Here is a 25,149-nt window from a genome sequence, read left to right on the forward strand (position 1 = left end):
GCAGGTTTAATTAACGACGACCTTCAGCAATAGCGGTTACGGCCTGCAGTTCTGCGGCTTCCTGCTCTTGCTGCTCCTGGCGCTCACGCACGTCGAGGATCTGGTTGTTGATCAGACCTTCTTCGATTTCGCGAAGTGCAATAACGGTGGTTTTATCGTTTTCTTCCGGTACCAGCGGATCTTTACCGCCTACCTGCATCTGACGAGCGCGACGCGCGGCGACCAGCACCAGGTCAAAACGGTTACCAATTTTCTCTACAGCGTCCTGAACAGTTACGCGTGCCATACTTAAAATGCTCCACAGGTGAAGAAATGACTGGGCATGATACTGAAAGTGGGTTCAGTCTGCCAACAGTTTGGTGATTAATGCGTCATGTCGCTGCTTCTGGCGGCTCATACGCAGACGTTCTGCACGAAGAATGGTTTTGAGATCGCTCAGTGCGGCATCAAAATCATCATTCACAATAAGGTAATCATATTCCGCGTAATGGCTCATTTCTGCAACAGCCTGTTCCATACGCTTTGCGATCACTTCTTCGCTGTCCTGACCGCGGCCACGCAGGCGGCGATCCAGTTCATCTTTCGATGGCGGTAAAATAAAGATACTGCGCGAATCAGGCATTTTCTTACGAATTTGCTGTGCGCCCTGCCAGTCGATATCCAGGAACACATTCACGCCCGTGGCCAGAACCTGCTCAATGGTTTCACGCGAGGTACCGTAGTAATTACCGAATACTTCAGCGTGTTCAAGAAACGCGTCTCTGCCGATCATCGCTCTGAATTCGTCGTGATCCACAAAGAAATAGTGTTCACCGTGCACTTCACCCGGACGCGGCGCTCGCGTGGTGTGAGAAACAGAAACCTGTGTGTCGTACAACGGTTGGGTTTTTAACAGTGCCTGAATAAGGCTGGATTTACCCGCGCCACTAGGGGCAGAAACAATATAAAGCGTGCCTTGAGCCATGAGAGTCTTTTGTATGTGTTAACGAAGAAGTCCTACATACGGGCTTATTATACACGTCACCGCCGTGTGACGTAGCCTTTGTCACACTTTTTCCCCTGGATTATTGAATTTTGCGTGCCGTTTTCAGGTTTTATCTGTGGTTTTCAGCAACCAAAAGAAACACCGGATAGCGTCTCGCATTGTGAAACGTTGTCGTTAGCGTTGTTTCAGGCATCCGGGTATACCTCCTGCAATGCAAAGGAGGGGTAGCGATGTGGCGATGGATAAGCGGGTTAATGCTGTTGTGGTGTGGCTCTGGCGCGGCGGTGTGTCCGGTGTGGTCGCAGGCAAAAGCAGAAAAAGAGATGGCGTCGTTAAGCGCGCAAATCAAACGCTGGGATGAGGCCTACTGGAAGCAGGGCGTGAGCGAGATCAGCGACGAGGTTTACGACCAGCTTCACGGGCGGTTAACGCAGTGGCAGCGTTGTTTTGGCAGTGAGCCTTCAGAAGAGAAATTCCCCGCGCTGGCGGGAAGCGTAAAACATCCTGTTGCCCATACGGGCGTACATAAAGTGGCCAGCAAAGAGGAACTGAGGCAGTGGATGCGTGCCCGACAGCATCTGTGGCTGCAGCCGAAAGTTGACGGTGTGGCGATAACGCTGGTCTATCGCAACGGAAAGTTAACCCAGGCTATCAGTCGCGGTGATGGCCTCAAAGGGGAAGACTGGACCGGGAAGGTACGTTTAATCCCGTCTGTTCCGCAAAATCTCACCGGCGCGCTGGCGAATAGCGTCTTGCAGGGCGAGCTTTACTGGTTACGCGACAACCACATTCAGAGCCAGTTGGGCGGAATGAACGCTCGCGCCAAGGTGGCGGGGGCGATGATGCGGCAAAAGGATAACTCGCTATTGAGCAAGATCGGCGTATTCATCTGGGCCTGGCCGGACGGACCGAAAGATATGCGGACATCTTTAGCTGAACTGTCTCAGGCCGGTTTTCCGTTGTCGGCACGGTACACGCTACCCGCCGATTCTGTCGATGCCGTCGAGAAGCAGCGCGCGGCCTGGCACGTGACCGCATTACCTTTTGCCACGGATGGCATTGTGGTGCGTTCGGAGGATGAACCTGCGGGCGAAGAGTGGTTACCGGGAGAAGGCCACTGGGTTGTCGCGTGGAAATATCCTCCCGCAGCCCAGGTCGCTGAGGTGAGTGATATTCATTTTTCCGTGGGGCGCACGGGCAAAATTTCCGTTGTAGCAGCGCTGGAACCCGTGCAACTGGATGATAAACAGGTGCAGCGGGTGAGTCTGGGCTCGGTTGGGCGCTGGCAGAATCTGGATATTGCTCCGGGGGATCAGATACAGATCAGCCTGGCCGGGCAGGGTATCCCCCGGTTTGATAAGGTGCTCTGGCGCGGGACTGACAGACATAAACCAGAGCCACCGGCCTCACGCTATCATGCTCTTAGCTGTTTCTATGCTTCGCCGGAGTGTATGGAGCAGTTCTTTGCCCGGCTGACCTGGCTCAGTTCAAAGCAGGTATTCGATATTGAAGGATTAGGTGAGTCAGGCTGGCGGACCCTCTGGCAGGCGCATCATTTTGAACATCTCTTTTCATGGCTGTTATTAACGCAGGCGCAGCTGCAGGCTACACCGGGGTTTTCCTCAGCACGCGGGCTGGCGCTCTGGCACCGATTTAATCTGGTGCGCGAGAAGCCGTTTATCCGCTGGCTCATGGCAATGGGTGTGCCATTGACCCAGGCTTCGCTGAAGGCGATGGGAGACATATCGTGGCAGAAGATGAGCGGGCGCAACGCTAAGGACTGGCAGACCCTGCCGGGAACAGGAGAGGAGAAAGCGCGACAAATCGTTAACTGGATTCACGCGCCTCAGATTGATGTGCTGGCGAAATGGCTCGCTGAACAGCACATCAACGGGTTCTGAAGCTAGTGGGTGCTGTGTTTGTAATGAAAAACGGGCAGTCCGAGCTTCAGACGCAGCGCCAGCATGCGGGCCGTAAAGCCAAACAGCAGCGTCGAGATGACCACCACATCATGGTTTGAAACGTAATGCTGCAGGGCGATATAGAGCACCGCTGCCGCAAAGGAGATGCCGGCATACAGCTCTTTTTGAAAGACCAGGGGGATGCGTTTGCAGAACATATCGCGCAGCACGCCGCCGAATACGCCCGTGACCACGGCGGCGATGGTGGCGATAACCGGTCCTTCCCCCATATCGAGCGCGATTTGCGCGCCGATGATTGAAAAGACAATCAGCCCCAGCGCATCAAGCACAAGGAACAGGCGGCGAAGATGGGGCATAACGGGCGCCACGATGGTGGTTAACACGGCGGCCGTTGCCACGATAATCACATATTCAGGGTGTTTAACCCAGCCGAGCGGGTAATGGCCAAGCAGAATATCGCGCACGGAACCGCCGCCCAGCGCGGTAGCCGTAGCAATAATGATCACGCCGAAGGTATCCATACGGCGACGTCCGGCGGCAAGTGCGCCGGTCATGGCTTCTGCGGTGATGCCAATGAGATAAAGGATGTGAAGCAGCATATACCCTCCGGTGTGAACGCGGGGGAGGTTAGCGATTTGTGCGCGAGATCACGATTGAGATTTTCTAAGGCGAGTCAGTTTGCCCTATAAATTTTTATCAAGTTCTATAGAGAAAGCTTGATGAAAGGCGGTAAAACGACAAAATGGACGTTGAGATGGATTAGAAATAGTAATGGGTGGTGCATTCGACACCACCCGAAAAGCATTACTCGATGTTCTGGATCTGCTCGCGCATCTGTTCAATCAGCACTTTGAGCTCAATCGCTGAATTCGTCACTTCTGCATTGATCGACTTAGACGCCAGGGTGTTCGACTCGCGGTTGAACTCCTGCATCATAAAGTCCAGACGGCGGCCCACAGCTTCTTTTTTCTTCAGAATGTTGTAGGTTTCTTTAACGTGCGCTTCCAGACGGTCCAGCTCTTCAGCGACATCGATACGCTGCGCCATCAGCACCAGCTCTTGTTCCAGGCGGGTGTTTTCCAGCTGAACTTCCGCTTCTTCCAGTTTGGCGACAAGGCGCTCGCGCTGCCATTGCAGCACTTCTGGCATATGGGTGCGGACTTTGGCAACTTCGGTGCTCACGCCTTCAAGACGCTGCTCAATCATCGCTTTCAGCGCCTGGCCTTCGGTTTCGCGGGCAACGATAAAGTCGTCCAGCGTGCCGTCGAGAGCTGCCAGGATTTCAGCGGCAATGGCGTCCAGATCCTGCTCACCGGCGGCCATGACGCCAGGCCAGCGCAGAATATCAACCGGGTTGATTTCGCCTTCATCGCTCTGCATTTTGACCCAGTTCGCCGCATTCACGAGCTGTTTTGCCAGTTTTTCGTTGAGGATGAGCTCGCCCTGTGCGCTCGCATCAGGCTCAAAGCGCAGGTTACATTCAACTTTTCCGCGCGTCAGACGCGTACGGATACGTTCACGTACGACAGGCTCAAGGCTGCGGAACTGCTCCGGCATACGGAAATACGTTTCCAGGTAACGCTGGTTTACCGAGCGCATTTCCCATGTGGCGCTACCCCAGCTACCCTTGATTTCACGCCGGGCGTAGGCGGTCATACTGCGGATCATAGACATTCCCGTTTTTAAAGGAGAGATGGGGGGATTATAGCTTTCGGGGGCTTCTCAGGATAGGAATAAGCGTCCTTTATCCGTATAATGCGCAGCCACATTCGTTTCAAGCCGGAGAATCCATCATGCGTCCATCAGGCCGTAGCGCCAATCAGGTGCGTCCCGTCACCCTGACCCGTAACTATACAAAACACGCTGAAGGCTCCGTGCTGGTTGAGTTTGGTGACACTAAAGTGCTGTGCACCGCCTCCATCGAAGAAGGCGTTCCGCGCTTCCTGAAAGGTCAGGGCCAGGGTTGGATCACCGCAGAATACGGCATGCTGCCGCGTGCGACCCATACCCGTAATGCCCGTGAAGCGGCAAAGGGTAAGCAGGGCGGCCGTACCATGGAGATTCAGCGTCTGATCGCGCGTGCGCTGCGCGCCGCCGTTGACCTGAAAATCCTTGGCGAATTCACCATCACTCTCGATTGCGACGTCATTCAGGCAGACGGTGGTACGCGTACCGCATCCATTACCGGCGCCTGCGTGGCGCTGGCGGATGCCCTGAACAAGCTGGTTGCGGCCGGTAAGCTGAAAACCAACCCAATGAAAGGCATGGTTGCGGCGGTTTCTGTTGGTATCGTTAACGGCGAAGCGCTTTGCGATCTGGAATACGTTGAAGATTCTGCAGCCGAAACCGACATGAACGTGGTGATGACCGAAGACGGTCGCATCATTGAGGTGCAGGGTACGGCGGAAGGCGAGCCGTTCACCCACGAAGAGCTTCTCTCCCTGCTGGCGTTGGCCCGAGGGGGAATCGAATCCATTGTAACGACGCAGAAAGCGGCGTTAGAAAATTGATTTTAAAGGCGACCAATGAGTCGCCTTTTTTTTGCCTGTAAGACAGAAAAAACCAAAGGAGCAAATCCATGAAATCGTATCAGCGCCAGTTTATTGAGTTTGCGCTTAACAAGCAGGTACTTAAGTTTGGCGAATTTACGCTGAAATCCGGGCGTAAGAGTCCCTATTTCTTCAACGCCGGGCTGTTTAATACCGGGCGCGATCTGGCACTGTTAGGCCGTTTCTATGCCGAAGCGCTGGTGGATTCCGGGATTGATTTTGACCTGCTGTTTGGCCCGGCCTATAAAGGCATTCCGATTGCGACCACCACCGCGGTGGCGCTGGCGGAACACCATGACCGCGACGTGCCGTACTGCTTTAACCGCAAAGAAGCTAAAACCCATGGTGAAGGCGGGAATCTGGTCGGCAGCGCGCTGCAGGGCCGCGTCATGCTGGTCGATGACGTGATTACCGCGGGTACGGCGATCCGTGAATCGATGGAGATTATTCAGGCCAACGGTGCGACGCTTGCTGGCGTGCTGATTTCTCTGGATCGTCAGGAGCGTGGTCGCGGTGAAATTTCCGCTATTCAGGAAGTCGAACGCGATTACAGCTGCAAAGTGACGTCGATTATTACCCTGAAAGACCTGATTGCGTATCTGGAAGAGAAGCCTGAGATGGCGGACCATCTGGCGGCGGTACGTGCGTACCGGGAAGAGTTCGGGGTGTAATTAAATTGCCCGGTGGCGCTACGCTTACCGGGCTTACGGATTACTGCAACTGAGCAGCCACTAACGGCCAGCGGGCGTCAAAATCGTCCGTTGGACGGTATTTGAACTCGCTGCGCACAAAGCGGGAGAGCATCCCTTCACAAAACGCCAGAATCTGGCTCGCCAGCAGCGTTTCATCAATGCTGTAACCTTCGCCTTCACGCATTTTCTTTTCGCGCAGTACCTGGCGCAGCTGCGCTTCAATCCGCTCGAAAAGCTGGTTAATGCGGCCCTGCAGTCTGTCCTGTTCAAACATCAGCGCGTGGCCGGTGAGGATACGGGTTAAGCCCGGATTGCGTTCACCGAAGCCCAGGATTAACAGCACAATCAGACGCAGACGCGCGGTCGTGTCTTTTTCGTCTTTCAGAATCAGGTTGATGCGCGTGATCAGGCTGTCTTCAATAAACTCGATCAGACTGTCGAACATCCGGGTCTTGCTCGGGAAATGACGGTACAGCGCCGCCTCAGACACGCCTACAGAGGCGGCCAGTTTAGCGGTGGTGATGCGTTGACTGCCATCGCTGGATTCAAGCATCAGAGCCAGAGATTGAAGTATTTCTTCGCGACGATTCCTTTTCGCGGTTTGTTTTTCTGCCATGTTACAAAATACCCCTGAAAATAAGCACTTGCCAGGCTGGCATCCACACAGCGACCGCAAACGGGCGTTTGCGGTTTGTTATTGCATTATGACGCTGTGAGATACGTGTCTTTCGGGCCGTTATTTGCGCCCGGAATGGCCGAAGCCGCCTTCGCCACGGTCGGTGGCGTCAAAGTCTGCCACCAGGTTAAATTCTGCCTGTACCACCGGTACAAAGACCATCTGGGCGATACGTTCGCCAGGTTCAATGGTGAAGCTGTCCTGACCGCGGTTCCAGACGGAGACCATCAGCTGACCCTGGTAGTCGGAGTCGATCAGGCCGACCAGGTTACCCAGCACAACGCCGTGCTTATGGCCCAGACCAGAACGCGGCAGGATCACTGCTGCCAGAGACGGGTCAGCAATGTGAATTGCCAGGCCAGTTGGAACCAGGGTAGTGGCACCCGGAGCCAGTTCTACGGCGTCATCGAGACAGGCGCGCAGGTCAAGACCGGCAGAGCCGGAGGTGGCATAGGTTGGCAGCGGGAATTGCTCGCCAACACGCGGGTCCAGAATCTTAACGTCGATTTTTTTCATCATAACGGGTAACGATCTCGTCCAGTAATTGTTGGCCCAGGAGTTCCTTGCGCTCAAGCGGTAAGACTTTATCTCCATCCTGCCAGAAAAGGTGCAGTGCGTTGCTGTCGCTGTTAAATCCTTGTGTGGCCAGCGATACGTCGTTCGCGCAAATCAAATCGAGGTTTTTGCGGGTACGTTTTTGCCGGGCATATTCTTCCACATTATTCGTTTCTGCGGCAAACCCAACAACGTATGGACGATGGCTTTTTAGTGCGGCGACGCCGGCAACAATGTCCGGGTTTTTCACCATTTTTAGTGTTAATTCATCGCCTTGCTTTTTAATTTTAGCCTCGGCGATCGTCTCGGCACGATAGTCTGCGACGGCCGCACAGCCGATAAAAATCTGCTGGCTTTGCGCATGTGCCTGCACGGCGGCTTCCATCTCCAGCGCGGTGGTCACGTCAATTCGTTTCACAAACGCAGGGGTAGGCAGCGATACCGGGCCGCTCACCAGCGTGACGTTCGCGCCACGCCTTGCGGCGGCGGCGGCAATCGCAAAGCCCATTTTGCCGGAGCTGTGGTTGGTGATGTAGCGCACCGGATCCAGCGGCTCGCGCGTGGGGCCCGCGGTAATCATGATGTTGAGATGTTGCAGATCGTTGACAGGCGAAAAATGGGCTGCGGCCATATCAACAATCGTCAGCGGGTCAAGCATGCGGCCCGGGCCAACGTCGCCGCAGGCCTGGCTGCCGCTGTCCGGACCCCAGATAAGCAGGCCGCGTGAGGCCAGCGTCTCCAGATTGTGCTGGGTGGCCGCGTTACGGTACATCTGCTGGTTCATGGCAGGAACGACGGCAACAGGCGCAGGGGTGGCCAGACAAATGGTGGAGACCAGGTCGTTTGCCATACCGGCTGCCACCCGAGCGATTAAATCAGCCGTGGCGGGAGCGAGGATAACCAGGTCTGCCCATTTTCCCAGCTCAATATGGCCCATCGCGGCTTCGGCGGCCGGATCGAGCAGGCTGTCAGATACCGGGTATCCTGAAACGGCCTGCAGGCTCAGGGGAGTGATAAAGGCTTTACCGCCTTCGGTTATCGCGACCCGCACGTCAGCTCCGCGCTCGCGCAGACGACGCACCAGCTCCGGCGCTTTATAAGCAGCAATGCCGCCGCTCACGCCAAGAACGATTTTTTTACCGGCCAGGCTCATCATGATTCTTTCCTGTTGGGTTTCACCAGAGAGCGGGCATTTTATCACAATCCCCAAAGCGGGGTGATTTTGTCCTTCGACCACTTTGCGAGGCGCTACGCAAGAACGCAATGTGGCCGTCGAGCGACGGATTGGCCTGTGGCAGCATGAGGTTAAAAAGGGGAGAAAGAGCATGGAAGAAGAGGATGAGGAGCTGCTGCCGCGCGAAAAACTGCTGCGCTATGGCGTCACCCTGTTAAAAGACGATGAACTGCTGGCGCTCTTTTTACGTACCGGAACGCCCGGAAAAACGGTATTTACGCTGGCAAAAGAGCTGATAGCACATTTCGGTTCGCTGTACGGTTTATTGACCGCCGATCTGGCGCAGTTTAAGCACGTTGAGGGAATTGGCGTGGCGAAATATGCCCAGCTGAGGGGCATTGCTGAACTTGCCCGCCGTTTTTACAATGTCCGCATGGAGATGGAAGATCCGATCCTGACGCCCGCGATGACGCGCGAATTCCTGCAAAGCCAGTTAACCGATATCGAACGCGAGATCTTTATGGTGATCTTTGTCGATAACAGAAATCGGGTGCTGAAACATAGCTGTCTCTTTGCGGGCACATTGAGTCACGTTGAGGTGCATCCGCGTGAAATTGTGCGGGAAGCGATAAAAGTGAATGCAGCGGGCGTGATCCTCGCGCATAATCACCCCTCTGGCTGTGCAGAACCGAGCAGAGCGGACAAAGAAATCACCGAACGTATTATCAAATGCTGTCAATTCATGGACATTCGTGTGCTGGACCATCTGATAATTGGCCGCGGTGAGTACATTTCTTTCGCAGAACATGGCTGGATTTAGGCTATTTCTCGCGATCCATCGGGATCTTTGTCTGTTCGGGACTTGAGCACACCGCCGAGTCAGCGTATACTACGCCACCTTTGAGAATCTCGGGTTTGGCATTTGGGCCTGGCAATCGAGAGTTCACTTAGAACTATGCGATGACCGGGCTGTAAAGCCTGACGAGGCGCCGATACCCCATACGAAGCTCGAGCTAATTTGATTTTTGGAGAATAGACATGTCCCGAGTCTGCCAAGTTACTGGCAAGCGTCCGGTGACCGGTAACAACCGTTCCCACGCACTGAACGCGACTAAACGCCGTTTCCTGCCGAACCTGCACTCTCACCGTTTCTGGGTTGAGAGCGAGAAGCGTTTTGTCACCCTGCGCGTATCTGCTAAAGGTATGCGTGTAATCGATAAGAAAGGCATCGATACAGTTCTGTCCGAACTGCGTGCCCGTGGCGAAAAGTACTAAGTACTTAAAGAGGAAATAAATCATGGCTAAAGGTATTCGCGAGAAAATCAAGCTGGTTTCTTCTGCTGGTACAGGTCACTTCTACACCACCACGAAGAACAAACGTACTAAGCCGGAAAAACTGGAACTGAAAAAATTCGATCCAGTTGTACGCCAGCACGTACTGTACAAAGAAGCTAAAATCAAATAATTTTAGTCTCCTTGTATCGAAAAACCCCGCAACTGCGGGGTTTTTTGCATTCTGCATCTCAACGGAGGAACCATGCCTGAATTACCTGAGGTAGAAACCAGCCGTCGCGGCATTGAGCCCCATCTGGTCGGCGCGACGATTCTTCACGCGGTGGTCCGCAATGGACGTCTGCGCTGGCCGGTGTCCGATGAGATCCATGCCCTGAGCGATAAACCCGTCCTTAGCGTACAGCGTCGCGCGAAATACCTGCTGCTGGAACTGCCCGACGGCTGGATTATTATCCACCTGGGAATGTCCGGAAGCCTGCGCATTCTTACCGAAGAACTGCCTGCGGAAAAGCACGACCACGTCGATCTGGTGATGAGCAACGGCAAAGTGCTCCGTTACACCGACCCGCGGCGCTTTGGCGCGTGGCTGTGGACGAAGGAGCTAGAAGGGCATAACGTGCTGGCGCATCTGGGCCCGGAGCCGCTCTCAGACGCGTTTAATGCGGAATACCTCAAGGCGAAGTGTGCGAAAAAGAAAAGCCCGATTAAGCCCTGGCTGATGGAAAACAAGCTGGTGGTCGGCGTGGGGAATATCTACGCCAGCGAATCGCTGTTTGCGGCCGGGATCCATCCCGATCGGCTGGCCTCTTCGTTGTCGGCGCAGGAGTGCGAGCTGCTGGTCCGGGTGATTAAAGCTGTATTACTTCGCTCGATTGAGCAGGGCGGGACAACGTTGAAGGACTTCCTGCAAAGTGACGGCAAGCCGGGCTATTTTGCCCAGGAGCTGCAGGTGTATGGCCGTAAAGGCGAACCGTGCAGAGTCTGCGGCACGCCAGTGATTGCCACGAAGCACGCCCAGCGCGCCACGTTCTACTGCCGTCAGTGCCAGAAATAAGGCTACTTTAGCTTTTCCATCAATGCATGGTGGACGTTAGTCGGCAGGAAATGGGTGACATCGCCGTGATGACGCGCCACCTCTTTTACCAGCGTGGAAGAGATAAACGACCACTCTTTGGAGGGCATCAGGAACACGCTCTCCAGCTCCGGCATCAGGTGGCGGTTCATGTGCGCCAGCTGCATCTCATACTCGAAGTCTGCCACCGCGCGCAAACCACGGATCAGAATATTGGCCTGCTGAGCGCGGGCGAAGTTTGCCATCAGGTCGCTAAACCCGACCACCTCAACATTCGGCAGGTGCGAAATGGCATCGGTGGCGAGCTGTACGCGTTCGTTGAGGTCAAACATCGGCTTTTTGCTGGGGCTGGCGGCAATGGCCAGAATCACCTTGTCAAACATGCACGCCGCACGGGTGATGATATCAAGATGACCGTTGGTGATCGGATCGAAGGTACCCGGATAAATCGCTTTTGTGCTCATGGCTCACGTTTTCTCTGAGTAGCCGCGGCAGAGCGCCCACAGCTCGGTGTATTTGTTGAAAGTATACTGGGCATTCACAACCGCGAGTAACCAGCCCTGCTTGCCGTCCAGGACGCCACCACGCAGCAGCAGCGTTTTCAGGAACGCGCCCAGCGTGTGGGTGAAGATACCCGTCAGCGAGGCCTTCTTGCCGCGCTGGTGACGCTCCTGAGCCCATGCGGTGGCATAGTTGAGCTGTTTACGCTGGAAGCTCGCGAAATCACGACAGGTCAGGTGCAGCAAATCGCCCGTCAGGGGAATGACCTGGGCGCTATCGCAGCTCAGGGATTCATGCACCAGATTGTCGTTGTATTGATACCGCTCGCGCTCGTAGAGGCGCATCACGCGGTCAGGATACCAGCCGCTGTGGCGCATAAAACGGCCAAGGAAGTAGTTGCGGCGGGCAATGCTGTATACGGCGCCAGGCTGGGGCGAGGAAATCACCGCCTGAATGGCCTGCTGAAGCTCAGGCGTGATGCGTTCGTCGGTGTCGAGCATCAGGACATAATCACCTGTGGCATACCCCTGCGCGCGCTGGCGCTGGATGCCATAGCCCTGCCAGTCAGCGTCGACAAAGACTTTTGCGCCCGCTGCCCGGGCAACGTCCACCGTGTTGTCTGTACTTCCGGAGTCGAGAATGACTATCTCGTCAGCCCAGGCAACCGACGCCAGGCAATCCGGAAGCAGGTCGGCGGCATTTTTGGCGATCATGACGACCGACAGGCGCGTTGACATCAGTGGCTCCGCTGGGGCAGATAAGGTTGCAGAAGCTGCAGCAGTCGGGTCAGTGCGCCCTGGTTCTGGTGCAGCACTTCGACGGCATGACGCCCGTACCACAGGCGATAATCTTCGTCAGTCAGAAGGGTCGATACCTCTTTAACCACCGAATCCGCATCGGTCACGGTAATTAAACCATCGGCCTGCTGTAGTTTCGCGCAGATATCTTTGAAGTTAAACGTGTGCGGCCCCATCAGCACCGGAATAGCGTGGGCTGCCGGCTCCAGCGGGTTATGACCGCCGCGTTCGACCAGGCTGCCACCGACAAACGCGAGGTCAGCGATTCCGTACAGCAGCATCAGCTCGCCCATCGTATCGCCAATCACCACCTGGGTGCTGCCGGAAGGGATTTCACCGCTGCTGCGCAGCGTGAAGCTGAAGCCGCCTTTCTGCACCATTTCACGGGCATCTTTAAAACGCTCCGGATGGCGCGGCACGAGGATCAGCAGTAAATCAGGGAATTTTTCCAGCAGCTTGCGGTGAGCCTGCAGAATGATCTCTTCTTCGCCATCATGAGTACTGGTGGCAATCCAGACCTGACGACGCGGGGCCCACTGGCGACGCAGCGTGATCGCACGGGCGGCGAGCTCAGGGGTAACGGAAATATCAAATTTCAGGCTGCCCGTTACCGCAAGCTGGTTGCGTTTCAGGCCCAGCGCGATAAAGCGTGCCGCATCCTCTTCGTTCTGCGCGGCAATCAGCGTAATTTTGCTCAGCAGGCGGCGCATAAACTTACCCAGCTTGCCGTAACCTTTCGCCGAGCGCTCTGAAAGGCGGGCGTTGGCAATGACCAGCGGGATTTTACGGGCATGCAGGGCGGAAATCATATTCGGCCACAGTTCGGTTTCCATCACGATCACCAGCTTCGGGCGAACGGTATTCAGGAAACGATTCATGGCGCAGGGCAGATCGTAAGGCAGATAGACGTGCTGCACGTCTTTACCGAAAGCGGATAACGCGCGCTCCGAGCCGGTTGGCGTCATCGTCGTGACGGTGATTGGCAGTGAAGGGTAGCGGTGACGCAGGGCGCGAACCAGCGGGATCGCCGCCAGCGTTTCACCGACAGAAACGGAATGCAGCAAGATACCGTCCGGTACGACTTTATTGCGGCAGAAGCCATAGCGTTCAGCCCAGCGTTTACGATACGCAGGCGCTTTCCGGCTACGAAGCAACAGTCTCAGCCACACCAGTGGCTGAATGATGTAGAGCAGAGCGGTATACAACAATTCCAAGCGATTATCCGTTTTTTTAGTTTCGGCGGGCAAATTCTAAGCATTTAGGCCAGGTAAAGCTATCTCTTATGCCAGATACCGTTTCAAACGGAAATAACGTCGACCCAGCCGCCAGCGCAGACGCGGACTTTTTGCACTTTTCCAGATGAGTTTCCAGATGCCTGTTTCGAAGAACTCTTTAATAATCATTGATTTCTTCTTCTCATCCTTCATGTTGTCGAAGGTGTGAATAATGCCCAGCCCCTCTTTGGCAATTTGCCAGTGGCAGGCAGGGATCCCTTTCACTTTATCCGGGTAGCGCTGATTGATGGCATCGAGCATCTGCAGGATTTTCATGTAGTGACGCGCGGAGCGAATCAGCGTGTCGTCATTGTCCGGCATATGGGACACCGATGCAGAGTGAATGTAGTAGTCGTAATAACGTTCACTGGTGTACTGAACCCGCTCTGCCGCGAGCAGCACTTCGGTGGTCCACGGAATATCCTGATGGCGCAGGCCGGGTTCGAAATGGAAATTGTGTTTACGGATAAAGTCGTGGCGATAGATGTTCAGCCAGGTGACGTGAAGGAATTTACGAGAGTCCAGCGCCATTTTTAACCACGCAGGGCCAGCCATGACCCCAGTCGAAGCCAGTTTGTCTTCAGGGAAGATCGGGCGCGAGGGTTTCTTGTTATTCTCCCAGACGTAGTTCCCGTTACAGGTGGCGACATCCAGATCCTGCGTGACGGCCATATCCAGCAGGTGTTGGTACATGCCGGGTTTAAAGACATCATCAATATCCGGGAAAGAAAGATATTGACCCGTCGCAACGGCCAGACCGGTGTTACGCGCGATGGATACGCCCTGGTTTTGCTGTTCTATGACCTGCAGCTGCGGCAGTTTTTCTCGCCAGTTTTCGACGATCTCCATCGAGCGGTCAGTAGAGCCGTCATTGACAATGATGACTTCCATGCTGTCGATGCGTTGATTGACAAGGCAGGTAAAGAACTGATCCAGGAAAGCTTCACCGTTATAAACGGCAACCACCACGCTTAACAATGGGGCTGAATTTTGCATAAGAAACCTGATTATTTTTGATTGTCGACCAGAGCAATATATTGCTGGCAAATGGCATTGATACCGAACGACGCGATGGTTGTATCGCCAACGACCGGTGGGGCGGTATAAATATCCGCCAGCGTTTTTGCCAGTGACTCGTCATTTAACTCTGCCAGCCCGCGCGCTAAAGCGCCGGTGAGGATTTCGGCAGGGCCTCCGGGGCAATTTGTACTGACCGGTGGCGTCTGGCAGATAATGGCTTCGACCAGCACATTACCAAAACCTTCGCAGTCAGAACTTAACACTAAAAGGCGTGCCCCTTTAATCCAGGGATAGGGATTGGACTCGAACGGGCGGAAAACCGTTTTGTTTTCAATACCCAGCTCGGCAGCAAGCTGCTTGAGTTTTTGAATTTGAGCGTCAGATCCATTGCCCATCATGACCAGCGTTGTGTCAATTTTACTCAGGGCGAACGCACGTAAGAGTCGGTCGTGGCGTTTGTGCTCATGGAAGCGGCCAACATGAATAATGTAATCCTTTCCCTGCATCTCGAAGGGCGCATCCGCCAGACGCTGAATTTCAGGAATATCGAAAGGATTATGGATAACCGCTTTGCGTCGAAGATTGAGCGCCAGCGTCTCGGAAAGATCTGTCAACACGGCGCCTGAGACGGCGACAACGTTGCGGTTTTCGTAGGTATGACGAATTTTAAGATGTTTAAACCAGCGCGAAAGTCCGCTGCGATGGCGAAGATAGGAAAACGAGAACATGCCGTGCACGCAGAACCAGACTTTGTCACGTTCCAGCGCGCGGCAGTGCGACACAATGCGGTCTGTTTTGTGCAGGTGAGAGAACACCACATCAAATTTGCCGCTGCGCTCAGCTTGCTCAATCGCCTGATCCAGCAGTTGGGCGCGGCGTGGGATTTCCGTCAGCTTTCGCCACGGTTTTTTACATGTGTCCTGAACAACCTGATAATCGATGCCGTCCGGGATGGCGTAGTCGCACACTTTCCGCAGAGAGAATAGAGAGACCTGATGTCCCATTTCTATTAATCCACGGGAGAGCGTAAGAACCGTTTTTTCAGCTCCTCCACCGGGTAAACCATCAATAATCATTAGGATGCGCATTTTTAATCCAGTAATTTTTGATAAAGCGTAATAAGCTGACTTGATAGTTTTTCGGGAGTGGCGTCTTTTACACGTTCACGTGCCGCTCGTCCCATATTGTTATTTTTTTCCAGTGAAGGAATGGCGGCTACCGCTTCCTTCAGTGTACTGATATCAAGTGCGTCACAATAAAATCCGTTCTGGCCTTGTTGAATAAACTCTGCACCACCGCAACTCTCTGAAGTAATGACGGGCAAGCCGCAGGCCATCGCTTCAAGAATGACGTTAGGAAAGGGATCATACAGCGTTGGCAACAGTAAACCATCGGATAGCTGATAAAAAGGCAGAGTTTCTTTTTGCACCCCCAGGAAACGGATTTGCCCCTCGCAGCCTAACGAACGGGCGAGGTCGCGATAACGACGCTCTGCTTTATCTTGCCCAACCACAATCAGCCAGGCTGATGTTCCAGCGATAGCGCGTATGGCGCTGGCTAATCCTTTTCGTTCAAACCCTGAGCCAACAAAACAGAGCACAACGGCATCGGCTGGCAAACCAAATTGCTGGCGCAGCATCGCACGCTGTGCCTCCTGGGCCGGAACGAAGCGGCTGGAATCAATAGAATTATAAATCACATGAATTTTATTTGCGTCAATATCAAAGTCTTCAACGATTTCGCGTTTGATCATCTCCGCATTACAGATTACGGCTTTCAGCTCGGGCGCCTGATACATTTCCCGTTCCGCACGCATCACGTAGCGGTGATAGCGGTCATACATCAGCATTTGCGCACGCCAGGCAGGTAAAATGCGCGCGCGCTGCAGCAGCCAGCGACGATGCACCCCATCACCCGCGCGATAGATATCACAACCCGGGATGCGCTCATGGCTTTGAACAATATCAAACTGCTGTTGCTGCCACAGCGCGCGCGCGGCCTGTGCAAATCCGCGCTCTCGACTGATGCGGCCCCATTTTTGAGGGTTGCAAATGTGGATATGCCAGTCGTCTTGCTTCTCTCCCTGCCACTCACGCGTGATGACGTTGAGCTCAAGGTTCTGATTGCTCAGCGCGGTGAGAGCGCGCGAAACGAAGCGTTCCGCTCCGCCATCAGGGCGATATTTTTGGCGAACAATGGCCAGACGATGGTGTTTCATGACAGATATCTCCTTGCGGCGGAGACGACAGCATCAACGGGAATGGCGTCGAGATAGCGTTCTTTCGTTTTGGTATCAATGGCATCCGGATCGGGTAAAGGGCCGTAATCGCCGGCCCAGATGACTTCACCGTTGACTTGCCATGGAGACCAAAACGTGAGTTTAGAAGGGCCAAATAGCGCCACGCAGGGCGTTTGCAGCGCAGCGGCCATATGCATTGGAACGGAGTCAACGCCGATAAAAAGACGCGCATGATCGATGAGTGAGGCCAGCTGGCGCAACGTTAGCTGGCCCGCCAGCGAGACGACTCCCGTCTTTGGCGAGGCGGCGAGAATGCGATCGATCATCGCCAGCTCTTTTTTATCCGGCCCCGCGGTGAGCACAACCGTATGACCATCCTGCTGCAGTGCAGTAATGGTTTGCGCCATTTTGTCTTCGCTCCAGCATTTAAAGAACCAGCGGGACGTCGGCTGGATCACGATATAGCTGTCACCCACAGCCGTCTGCGTCAGCTTTTGGCGGGCATGATGCCAGTCTTCTGCGGTGTAAGCCATGGTGACGGCAGGCTGCGGCGCGACCGGTAATGGCGCCAGAATGGAAAGATTCTGTTCGACCGTATGCAGGAATTTGTGGCCGTCGACAGAGACCAGATCGGTGTGACAAAAACGCCAGAATGCACTGTTGCGTTTGTTAAACGCGAATCCGAGGCGAACGGGTGCACCGGTGAAACGGGTGACGATCGCGCTACGCCATTGATCGGCCAGGTTAATCACCAGATGATAATGCTGATTTCTTAACGCACGCAGCAACTGCCACTCTTTTTGAAGATGCTTGAGCGTGCCAAGCTGTTTCCATTTACGATCGATTCCATAAATTGTACCGATCGCCGGATGCGCGGCGAGCATATCGCGCGTTTCTTCATACAGCAGGACATCAATCTGCGCCTGCGGCCATTTTTGACGTAACGAATCAATGACGGGAGTGGTCAGCAACATGTCGCCATGATGGCGGAGTTTGATAAGTAAAATGCGCAAATCAGGTGTGTCAGGTAAGTTATTCATCATCATCTTATCGGCGTTGTACTGATGGCAATTCTAATAGACCTGATAGCGACTTGCACTCTTTCTCCATAATCTCAGTAATTTCCCTGGAAGGGTTTACTCATGCTTTGGAGAGTGCGTAACATAGCGCTAACTTTCCTGTCTTGCGGACTCATTATGAACAAACCAGCGTTTATCATCACAATTGATACTGAGGGCGATAATCTCTGGCAAAATCACCGCGTCATTAAAACGGAAAATGCGCGTTATCTGGCGCGTTTCCAGGCGCTTTGTGAGCGTTTCGGCTTTAAGCCCGTGTGGCTGACCAATTACGAGATGGCGATCGAGCCCGTTTTCATCGAATTCGCCAGGGACGCGATCGCCCGCGGTCAGGGGGAGGTGGGAATGCACCTTCACGCATGGAATAGCCCGCCGGAACACGATCTCACGGGCGATGACTGGCGATGGCAGCCTTATCTGGTTGAATTTTCGGATGAGGTGATGCGCGAAAAAGTGCTGTTCATGACACGCCTGCTGGAAGAGACCTTCCAGACCAAAATGTTAAGCCACCGTGCCGGACGTTGGGCATTTGACAGTCGCTATGCAAAATTGCTCGTTGAACTGGGCTACCAGGTGGATTGCTCCGTGACGCCACGCGTGAACTGGCGCAATGCGAAAGGCGCCCCACAGGGTAATGGCGGAACGGATTATCAGCATTTCCCCGACCACGCCTATTTCATGGATTTAGACAATATTTCCCGGGCAGGCAATAGCCCATTACTCGAAGTGCCGATGAGCATTCAGTATAAACACCCGGCGTGGTTGAACACGATCAAACAGGGTTACGACAGGCTTCGCGGTAAATATCGCTCTCCCTCTGTGAACTGGCTAAGACCGTCCGGTGGGAATGCGGCGCAAATGATTCAGGTCGCACAGCAAAGCCTGTCGCAGGGAAGTGAGTACGTGGAGTTTATGCTTCATTCGTCGGAATTTATGCCTGGCGGAAGCCCAACGTTTAAAGATGAGGCGGCGATTGAAGGGTTGTATCAGGATTTAGAAACGCTCTTTAGCTGGTTATCCGATAAGACGGTAGGGATGACGCTGGCGGAGTTTTATCAATACAAGAAAAAATAATGCCCGCCAGGCGGGCATTATCATTAGCGTTGCCTGGTTTGCGAAAAAGGGGTACTCAGCGCAAACACGGTGACAAAGAAGATTAAAGCCTCAGAACTCAACAGTATGACGTCAGTCAGGCCATAGAGTAATAAAAGAAGCATGGTCGTTAGCAGCAGGCCATTTCTGTTTTTAAGGGCGTAAACGATCATCGATATATAGAAAAACACTAATATCGCCAGCCCTGGGATCCCCTGCAGAGAATATTTCTCAATAAACTCATTGTGCAGATGCACCCTGATAAACTCGAGTGCAGCCGCCAGATGTGGGTGCCCATTTTTCACATATTGCTGTGTCCATATTTCGCGGTCTTCAACTGACTGCCCTAAAGGATGGGCAAGACCGTTTTGAATACCAACACTCCACATAGAGAAACGTGCGCCGAGTGAGGTTGCATCATAGCCTTTCTGATAACTTTCAACTTCAGCTTGTGTTTGTTGTATCTTAGGTAAGATTAATGGCTTGTAGCTAACGATAACAATACCCGCCACAATACATAAGAAAATCAGCGTAGATTTAAGGTGGATTCTTCTGAAGTGATAAAGCGTGAGTACAATCGCCAGGAGTAGATATAACCCCATTGCGGCACGGGTGCCCGTTAAAAGAATGACGAAATAAGATATTAAGATGATGAGTCCTGCGGCTACATACAGTTTTATATTTTTCTGTAGATAAAGGCTGTATACAAACGCCAGTGACAATACAGAATAAACATAGGCCGACACGGTCGCACGGTTTATGGCCATCTCGATACGCCCCATACCCTGTGAAGCCTGCCATAAGCCATAGCCAGTGGCGAGTATAAACCCTGCACCAGAGGCGTATAAAAAATATTTCTGGAAGGATATTTTATCAATATAAGACTTAAACCGGTCAAGATAAAAAATGAGAATACTTGCCAGAATTAATTTTTTACTTGCACCGAGATAATCGCTATAAACGTTCAGACCTTCGCTATGATATTCATATACCAGATACCAGCCAAGATTAAGCAGGCCAATCAATAAAATCGGCAATGCGATAGAAAAAGGACGCACTGTGATTTTTTTATATTCGCACGCTAAGCCGATAATGCTGGCATAAATCGCAATATAGAAAAACTCTCGCTGCTTACCTGAACTCAGCAGCGCCAGCGCAAGCGAAATAAGGCTCAAAATCAGCGTCAGCTGATAAAGCCGCAGTTTTACTTTTTCCATAATGCCTCAATGACCCTTTTTTTGTAGCTGAAACGTACATCTCTGGTAAAGAAGAAAGAGAGAGAATAAAGTGCATTGACCCGCTGTTTAACCAGTTTGAGTTGCAGGTCAGTCAGATGCTGCCGGTGGTTTCTGTAGATATCAAACCAGTGACAATTAACAAGATGCTTAAAAGAACGAGGGAATGTTTCTTCCATTTGTAATGTGCAATCAACCAGCGTAGCGATTTTACTGGCGTCGAGACGGCTCGACAAACTGTCGTTACGTTTGATGTAATAATAATGTCCCTGACGCTGATAGACTATTTTACTCGATTGCATCAGCATGCCGGGAAACACGGCAAAATCTTCATAGCAGACCATCGAAGGAATCGGGTTATTCACATACAATTCCCGATGAATGAATTGCCCGATGAGATGTGCCTGAAAATCTTTGTGCTGCAGGAACCGCTTTATTGCCTCATGTTGTGACAAAGCAACAGGAGAGAACCCCTGCCAGTCGGCTGTCATTTTTTTGGTGTCGCGAATTTCCAGCAGGCGCGTCAGGAGCATATCAGGGCGCTCTGATTTGAGAAACGCCACCGCGTCCCTGATGCTGCCCGGTTTCATCCGGTCATCGCTATCCAGCATGGTAATGTATTCACCTGTGGCCAGCGAGAGGGCACTGTTTCGAACATGGCCTACGTTACGGTACTCGACGTATCGGGATTGCGCATTCGGAAGCATTGGCAGCCACGCTTCAATAATATCCTGCGTTGAGTCGTTTGAACTGTCGTTAAAGATAATGATCTCTACATCATCCCCCGCCCCCTCAATCGCGTTTTGCAGGCTTTCTAGCGTAGTGTGAAGCGTATCTTTGGCGTTATGCGCGGCAATAATGATGCTTAGAAAAGCCATAATAATTAGTTTCCCTGAGCATCAAAGGAGTATGCGTCTGTATTAATTGTGGGTAACTCGCAAATGAAGTGTTTGAGTTCACGTAGCGCTTCGTCTGTTACAGCGAAGAGTTCTTCCCGGCTCTGTGAGAAGTAATATCGTGTTTCAAAAACATATGAGCAAATGTTGTCATCATTACCAATCAGCAATACGTTGCCCAGCGGACGCTGTTCATAGTGGCAACAAGGCCCGAACAGTAAGATTACCGGCACGCCTACCGCATCGGCAATGTAGACATTCCCCGAGTCAGACGCGATATAGCAATCCATTTTAGAAATGGCCCACGGCAGCTCTTCAAGCGAGATTTTGCCAATCAGATTAATAAAGTTGGGCAGTTCACCGTAAGCGCGGGTGATATCATCCATCCACGATTGTTCATTCGGGGCGCCAAACACATAAAATTCGCAGGGCAGGTCGGCGAGACGATCGGCAATTTGCTTCCAGATGACCGGCGGAACGGTTTTCGCTTTATTTCCCGCGGCTACGCTGATGCCAATCCGGATCACGCCGGGTTTATCGAGGATTGCCGGATAGGTCGCAGGTTTGAAAAGTGGCTTTGTGGCGTGCTTTGGCGAGTCTTGCCAGGTTAAGGTGCGATCGGCCAGTTTGAGATAGTTCGTGACTGAAAGAGTCTTCTTACCGTGTTCAACAGTACCGTCTGCCGTTGCATAGAAAATTCCGTGATACCATCTTCGCGTGTAAGTGCTTAAAAACTGTTTGTTTTTAGCGTTACACACGGAGGCGAAAAAGAGGTTCACGCTATTGGGTTGCAGGAGATAGACATTGTCATAGCGGTTCATGATCCGGCAGGCAAAGACCAGCTTTCGCCACAGGTTACGCTTATGCTGCTCGATAAAAAAAATCTCATCGATCGTCTCATCATGCTTCGCCAGCGCACCTACGCTACGACTGATGAGCACGTCGCTTTTTTGCAGGTATGCCAGAAGGGGCGTTGCATTAACAAAATCGCCGATTTTTGCTGTCTGAATGACCAGGTTTTTACCTGTCTCTTTGCGGAACAGCTTCCGGATAAGCTTCACCGGAAAGAGTAAAATCAGCAGAAATACGTAACTCATGCGTTAGATATCCCTGTTGGAAAGCCAACGGCTGCCCTGTAAAAATGAAAAAATAGCATCTGCGCTGATATCCTTCGTTTGCTGGGTCGGGCTGACCATCTGATGCTGGTTTTTACCGTAACCCCCGATCAATCCGGGATCGGTCGGACCAAAAATCGTAATATTCGGACGATCCAGCGCCGCGGTTAAATGGCTTAAACCTGTATCAACGGAAACAACAGCATTCGCTCCCGCCAGCTGCGCGGCAACCTGCGCCAGCGTGAGTTTCGGCAATACCTCGACGTGTGAAAAACCTGCTGCCAGACGCTCTGCACGCTGCCGCTCATGTTCAGCGCCCCAGGGCAGTTTAATATGGATGCCGGTAGGTTGCATTAGTTCAATCAGGCTTCGCCAGTGCGTTTCCGGCCAGTGTTTATCGTCGCGCGTTGTGGCATGCAGGAAGACAAGATAAGGCTGAGCACAGGGATCTGTATTGCGCAAAAAGTGCTGCGCAATGGCGTAGTCGCCCTGAGTTTCCGGTTTCGCATAGCCCAGGCTTTTTGCAAACAGCTCGCGGGTACGTTCTACGGCATGCTGTTGCTTTGCGATGTGGTGGCGACGGTTATAGAACAGGCTCGCCAGCGGTTCGCGGGCGGTGTGCCAGTCCATGCCGTGCTTTACGCCGTGTGCCAGACGCGTCACCAGCGCGGCGCTTTTCACCAGCCCCTGGGCGTCGATGATGGCGTCGTAATGCCGTGCCCGCACCGCCTCACGGAAGGCTTTGCGTTCGGCTTTAATCGGGGCGGAGAACCACGCTTTGCGCCAGCGGCGAATCGCCACCGGGATCACGCGGTCAACCGCTTCATGCCAGGTGGGGATCTGCGCGAAGCCTTCTTCCACCACCCAGTCAAAACGAATGTCGGGAATGGCCCGCATGGCGTCCGTCAGTGACGGGAGCGTATGCAGAACATCGCCCATCGAAGAAGTTTTAACGATCAGTACCCGCATTCGTTATCCTTCTTCGCTCAACAGCAGTTCGTTAAGCTCTTCGAGAACGCGCTCTGGCGTAATGTCGATCAGGCTCTGATGGTAGCCTTCTGCGGTATCGCCCTTGCGTACTTTGTGATAGCCGGTGATCAGGCGGATGACGCGCGCTTTATGAGAAAGCGGGGGCGTGAAGTCCGGGCTACTTGGGCCATACAGCGCCACCAGCGGGCGGTTGAGCGCGGCGGCGACGTGCATCAGGCCCGAATCGTTGCTGACCACGGCCTCACAGGCGGCAATCAGAATAACAGCCTGTTCAAGCTGCGTTTCTCCCGCCAGGTTGCGGCACCAGGCCTGCTGTTCATTACTGAGCGTCGCGAGAATTTCGTTGCCTGCCTCGTGGTCCTTTGCCGAACCGAACAGGACAATCTGGTAGCCTTCGTCAATCAGCTGTTTCGCCAGCTCCGCATAGTGATAGTGCGGCCAGCGTTTTGCCGGGCCGAACTCGGCGCCGGGGCAGAAGCCAATCATCGGGCGTTCAGACGAAAGGCCAAACGCGTTACAGGTCTGGGATTTTTCACCGTCGTTAACCTGAAGCTGTGGCCACAGCAGCGGCTGCGGCAGGTCTTTCGCACTGCGCATCACGCCTTTGTCGTAGGCCAGCGCCACATAGCGCTCCACCATCAGCGGCCAGGCCTCTTTATCCAGCACCCGCGCATCGTTCAGCAGGCCGTAGCGCATTTCACCGCGCCAGCCGGTGCGATGTGGGATGCCCGCAAAGAAAGGCACAAGGGCGGATTTAAAGGAGTTTGGCAGGACATACGCCCGATCGTAGCGCTTATCGCGCAGGCTATGGCCGAGCTTGCGGCGTTCGCCAATTTCCAGCGCCCCGTGGCCAAGCGGCATCGGGATCGCCTCGTTCACTTCCGGCATACGCGACAACAGCGGACGGCACCACGCGGGTGCCATCACGTCGATTATCGCCTGGGGATAACGCGCCTTGAGCGTGCGATAGAGACTTTGCGACATCATCATGTCGCCCACCCATGACGGGCCGATCACCAGAATCTTCATACTTATGCGTCGCGGTTCAGCCAGGCCATATATTCCGTTACGCCTTCGGCAACGGTCTTGAACGGCTTGTCGTAGCCTGCGGCGCGCAGGTTGGTCAGATCGGCCTGGGTGAACGCCTGATAACGGCCTTTCAGCTTGTCAGGGAACGGAATGTACTCGATGCTGCCTTTTTTGTGATACGCCAGCGTTGCGTCAGCCACGGCCTGGAAGGACTCCGCGCGGCCGGTACCCAGGTTGAAGATGCCGGATACGCCGTTTTCCCAGAACCACAGGTTCACTGCGGCAACGTCGCCCACGTAAACGAAGTCGCGCTTAAAGCCGTCGCTGCCTTCGAACAGTTTCGGGCTTTCGCCGTTATTCAGCTGGGTGTTCAGGTGGAACGCCACGCTCGCCATGCTGCCTTTGTGACCTTCGCGCGGTCCGTAGACGTTGAAGTAACGGAAGCCGACGATCTGCGAGTTCGCTTCTGGCAGCACCTGACGCACGTACTCGTCGAACAGGAATTTGGAGTAACCGTAGACGTTCAGCGGCTGTTCATACTCGCGGGATTCGATAAAGTCCGAGGTGCGGCCGCCGTAGGTTGCCGCGGAGGAGGCATACAGGAACGGAATTTCACGCTCCAGGCAGTAGTGCAGGATCTCTTTGGAGTACTGATAGTTATTGTCCATCATGTACTTGCCGTCCCACTCGGTGGTGGAAGAACACGCACCTTCGTGGAAGATGGCTTCGATCTCGCCGAACTCTTCGCCTGCCATAATCTGGATAAGGAAGTCTTCTTTATCCATGTAGTCAGCGATGTTCAGATCCACCAGGTTGACGAACTTGGTGCCGTCTTTCAGGTTGTCAACCACCAGGATGTCGGTGATGCCTTTGTCATTGAGAGCCTTAACAATATTGCTGCCGATAAAGCCCGCGCCGCCGGTAACGATGATCATAACTGTAACCTTTGAAGTGTGGAGCCCGG

Annotated in this window: 28 protein-coding genes; 8 read left to right on the plus strand and 20 right to left on the minus strand. The window is 53.5% G+C overall.

The genetic code is table 11. The annotated features are described in order from the left end of the window. Positions 1–10: 10 nt before the first annotated feature. Complete coding sequence (rpoZ, locus tag FOY96_RS00415; RefSeq protein WP_000135058.1) at positions 11–286, minus strand: DNA-directed RNA polymerase subunit omega; 276 nt, start codon at positions 284–286, stop codon at positions 11–13. 54 nt (positions 287–340) lie between these two features. Continuing rightward, entirely contained in the window at positions 341–964 is a 624-nt protein-coding gene (gene gmk / locus FOY96_RS00420; protein WP_010426438.1) for a guanylate kinase, read from the minus strand. Between the two features lie 251 nt (positions 965–1,215). Here gmk and ligB point away from each other — a divergent pair, with 251 nt between their 5' ends. Next, positions 1,216–2,886, plus strand: coding sequence for an NAD-dependent DNA ligase LigB (ligB, locus tag FOY96_RS00425; protein WP_143346348.1), 1,671 nt, complete (start codon positions 1,216–1,218; stop codon positions 2,884–2,886). A 2-nt stretch (positions 2,887–2,888) separates the two neighbouring features. On the opposite strand, the gene FOY96_RS00430 is transcribed toward ligB, so the two are convergent. Together FOY96_RS00430 and FOY96_RS00435 are read right to left on the minus strand one after the other, a co-directional pair. Then, the gene (locus tag FOY96_RS00430; RefSeq protein WP_048980250.1) at positions 2,889–3,506 is read right to left on the minus strand and encodes a trimeric intracellular cation channel family protein; all 618 of its coding nucleotides are present in this window, start codon (positions 3,504–3,506) and stop codon (positions 2,889–2,891) included. Positions 3,507–3,711: 205 nt separating this feature from the next. After that, the gene (locus FOY96_RS00435; RefSeq protein WP_023309886.1) at positions 3,712–4,575 is read right to left on the minus strand and encodes a YicC/YloC family endoribonuclease; all 864 of its coding nucleotides are present in this window, start codon (positions 4,573–4,575) and stop codon (positions 3,712–3,714) included. Positions 4,576–4,700: 125 nt separating this feature from the next. On the opposite strand from FOY96_RS00435, the gene rph reads away from it, so the two are divergent. Both rph and pyrE read left to right on the plus strand, forming a co-directional pair. Further along, on the plus strand, positions 4,701–5,417 hold the full coding sequence (gene rph, locus FOY96_RS00440) for a ribonuclease PH (protein ID WP_010426431.1): 717 nt from the start codon (positions 4,701–4,703) through the stop codon (positions 5,415–5,417). Positions 5,418–5,485: 68 nt separating this feature from the next. Then, complete coding sequence (gene pyrE, locus FOY96_RS00445; RefSeq protein ID WP_010426430.1) at positions 5,486–6,127, plus strand: orotate phosphoribosyltransferase; 642 nt, start codon at positions 5,486–5,488, stop codon at positions 6,125–6,127. A gap of 40 nt (positions 6,128–6,167) precedes the next feature. On the opposite strand, the gene slmA is transcribed toward pyrE, so the two are convergent. From slmA to coaBC, 3 genes are all read right to left on the minus strand, one after another. After that, complete coding sequence (gene slmA / locus FOY96_RS00450; protein WP_008502690.1) at positions 6,168–6,764, minus strand: nucleoid occlusion factor SlmA; 597 nt, start codon at positions 6,762–6,764, stop codon at positions 6,168–6,170. A gap of 120 nt (positions 6,765–6,884) precedes the next feature. Beyond that, a complete protein-coding gene (gene dut, locus FOY96_RS00455) occupies positions 6,885–7,343 on the minus strand; it encodes a dUTP diphosphatase (protein WP_008502691.1) in 459 nt (152 codons plus the stop codon). Then, positions 7,321–8,532 (minus strand): bifunctional phosphopantothenoylcysteine decarboxylase/phosphopantothenate--cysteine ligase CoaBC, encoded by a 1,212-nt coding sequence (gene coaBC, locus FOY96_RS00460; protein ID WP_087823747.1) that lies wholly within the window; start codon positions 8,530–8,532, stop codon positions 7,321–7,323. Before coaBC ends, dut begins: the two co-directional genes overlap by 23 nt. A gap of 172 nt (positions 8,533–8,704) precedes the next feature. Between coaBC and radC the strand changes: the two genes are divergently transcribed. From radC to mutM, 4 genes are all read left to right on the plus strand, one after another. Next, a complete protein-coding gene (gene radC / locus FOY96_RS00465; protein ID WP_143346349.1) occupies positions 8,705–9,373 on the plus strand; it encodes a RadC family protein in 669 nt (222 codons plus the stop codon). A gap of 218 nt (positions 9,374–9,591) precedes the next feature. Continuing rightward, positions 9,592–9,828 carry a 50S ribosomal protein L28 gene (gene rpmB / locus FOY96_RS00470; RefSeq protein ID WP_002436699.1) on the plus strand — a complete coding sequence of 79 codons (237 nt, stop codon included), beginning with the start codon at positions 9,592–9,594 and terminating at the stop codon, positions 9,826–9,828. Between the two features lie 22 nt (positions 9,829–9,850). Next, positions 9,851–10,018 carry a 50S ribosomal protein L33 gene (gene rpmG / locus FOY96_RS00475; protein WP_003024094.1) on the plus strand — a complete coding sequence of 56 codons (168 nt, stop codon included), beginning with the start codon at positions 9,851–9,853 and terminating at the stop codon, positions 10,016–10,018. A 72-nt stretch (positions 10,019–10,090) separates the two neighbouring features. Further along, the gene (gene mutM / locus FOY96_RS00480; RefSeq protein WP_143346350.1) at positions 10,091–10,900 is read left to right on the plus strand and encodes a bifunctional DNA-formamidopyrimidine glycosylase/DNA-(apurinic or apyrimidinic site) lyase; all 810 of its coding nucleotides are present in this window, start codon (positions 10,091–10,093) and stop codon (positions 10,898–10,900) included. A gap of 2 nt (positions 10,901–10,902) precedes the next feature. Here the strand turns inward: mutM and coaD are convergent, their stop codons facing one another. From coaD to rfaQ, 7 genes are all read right to left on the minus strand, one after another. Further along, a complete protein-coding gene (gene coaD / locus FOY96_RS00485) occupies positions 10,903–11,382 on the minus strand; it encodes a pantetheine-phosphate adenylyltransferase (RefSeq protein WP_063408583.1) in 480 nt (159 codons plus the stop codon). A gap of 3 nt (positions 11,383–11,385) precedes the next feature. Next, positions 11,386–12,156: a glycosyltransferase family 2 protein gene (locus FOY96_RS00490; protein ID WP_045887674.1), complete on the minus strand. Its 771-nt coding sequence runs from the start codon at positions 12,154–12,156 to the stop codon at positions 11,386–11,388. Continuing rightward, positions 12,156–13,430: a lipid IV(A) 3-deoxy-D-manno-octulosonic acid transferase gene (gene waaA, locus FOY96_RS00495; RefSeq protein ID WP_032661923.1), complete on the minus strand. Its 1,275-nt coding sequence runs from the start codon at positions 13,428–13,430 to the stop codon at positions 12,156–12,158. Before waaA ends, FOY96_RS00490 begins: the two co-directional genes overlap by 1 nt. Positions 13,431–13,496: 66 nt before the next feature. Beyond that, positions 13,497–14,486, minus strand: coding sequence for a glycosyltransferase (locus tag FOY96_RS00500; protein WP_045887675.1), 990 nt, complete (start codon positions 14,484–14,486; stop codon positions 13,497–13,499). Positions 14,487–14,497: 11 nt separating this feature from the next. Then, the gene (locus tag FOY96_RS00505; RefSeq protein ID WP_069303472.1) at positions 14,498–15,598 is read right to left on the minus strand and encodes a glycosyltransferase; all 1,101 of its coding nucleotides are present in this window, start codon (positions 15,596–15,598) and stop codon (positions 14,498–14,500) included. A gap of 2 nt (positions 15,599–15,600) precedes the next feature. Further along, positions 15,601–16,728 (minus strand): glycosyltransferase family 4 protein, encoded by a 1,128-nt coding sequence (locus tag FOY96_RS00510; RefSeq protein ID WP_143346351.1) that lies wholly within the window; start codon positions 16,726–16,728, stop codon positions 15,601–15,603. Further along, complete coding sequence (gene rfaQ, locus FOY96_RS00515) at positions 16,725–17,795, minus strand: putative lipopolysaccharide heptosyltransferase III (protein ID WP_143346352.1); 1,071 nt, start codon at positions 17,793–17,795, stop codon at positions 16,725–16,727. Before rfaQ ends, FOY96_RS00510 begins: the two co-directional genes overlap by 4 nt. A gap of 150 nt (positions 17,796–17,945) precedes the next feature. Here rfaQ and FOY96_RS00520 point away from each other — a divergent pair, with 150 nt between their 5' ends. Beyond that, the gene (locus FOY96_RS00520) at positions 17,946–18,902 is read left to right on the plus strand and encodes a polysaccharide deacetylase family protein (RefSeq protein WP_048975608.1); all 957 of its coding nucleotides are present in this window, start codon (positions 17,946–17,948) and stop codon (positions 18,900–18,902) included. A gap of 23 nt (positions 18,903–18,925) precedes the next feature. On the opposite strand, the gene FOY96_RS00525 is transcribed toward FOY96_RS00520, so the two are convergent. From FOY96_RS00525 to rfaD, 6 genes are read right to left on the minus strand one after another with little or no spacing between them, the layout of a single operon-like run. Beyond that, entirely contained in the window at positions 18,926–20,137 is a 1,212-nt protein-coding gene (locus tag FOY96_RS00525) for an O-antigen ligase family protein (protein WP_143346353.1), read from the minus strand. Continuing rightward, complete coding sequence (locus FOY96_RS00530; protein WP_143346354.1) at positions 20,125–21,033, minus strand: glycosyltransferase family 2 protein; 909 nt, start codon at positions 21,031–21,033, stop codon at positions 20,125–20,127. The genes FOY96_RS00525 and FOY96_RS00530 overlap by 13 nt, the downstream gene beginning before the upstream one ends. Before the next feature lie 5 nt (positions 21,034–21,038). Further along, a complete protein-coding gene (locus FOY96_RS00535; RefSeq protein ID WP_143346355.1) occupies positions 21,039–22,148 on the minus strand; it encodes a glycosyltransferase family 9 protein in 1,110 nt (369 codons plus the stop codon). A 3-nt stretch (positions 22,149–22,151) separates the two neighbouring features. Then, complete coding sequence (gene rfaC / locus FOY96_RS00540; RefSeq protein ID WP_143346356.1) at positions 22,152–23,135, minus strand: lipopolysaccharide heptosyltransferase RfaC; 984 nt, start codon at positions 23,133–23,135, stop codon at positions 22,152–22,154. A 3-nt stretch (positions 23,136–23,138) separates the two neighbouring features. Further along, positions 23,139–24,185: an ADP-heptose--LPS heptosyltransferase RfaF gene (gene rfaF, locus FOY96_RS00545; protein ID WP_143346357.1), complete on the minus strand. Its 1,047-nt coding sequence runs from the start codon at positions 24,183–24,185 to the stop codon at positions 23,139–23,141. Between the two features lie 2 nt (positions 24,186–24,187). After that, positions 24,188–25,120 carry an ADP-glyceromanno-heptose 6-epimerase gene (gene rfaD, locus FOY96_RS00550; RefSeq protein ID WP_008502707.1) on the minus strand — a complete coding sequence of 311 codons (933 nt, stop codon included), beginning with the start codon at positions 25,118–25,120 and terminating at the stop codon, positions 24,188–24,190. Between the last annotated feature and the right edge of the window lie 29 nt (positions 25,121–25,149).

Source organism: Enterobacter asburiae (assembly GCF_007035645.1).
In the GTDB taxonomy this organism is placed as follows: domain Bacteria; phylum Pseudomonadota; class Gammaproteobacteria; order Enterobacterales; family Enterobacteriaceae; genus Enterobacter; species Enterobacter asburiae_B.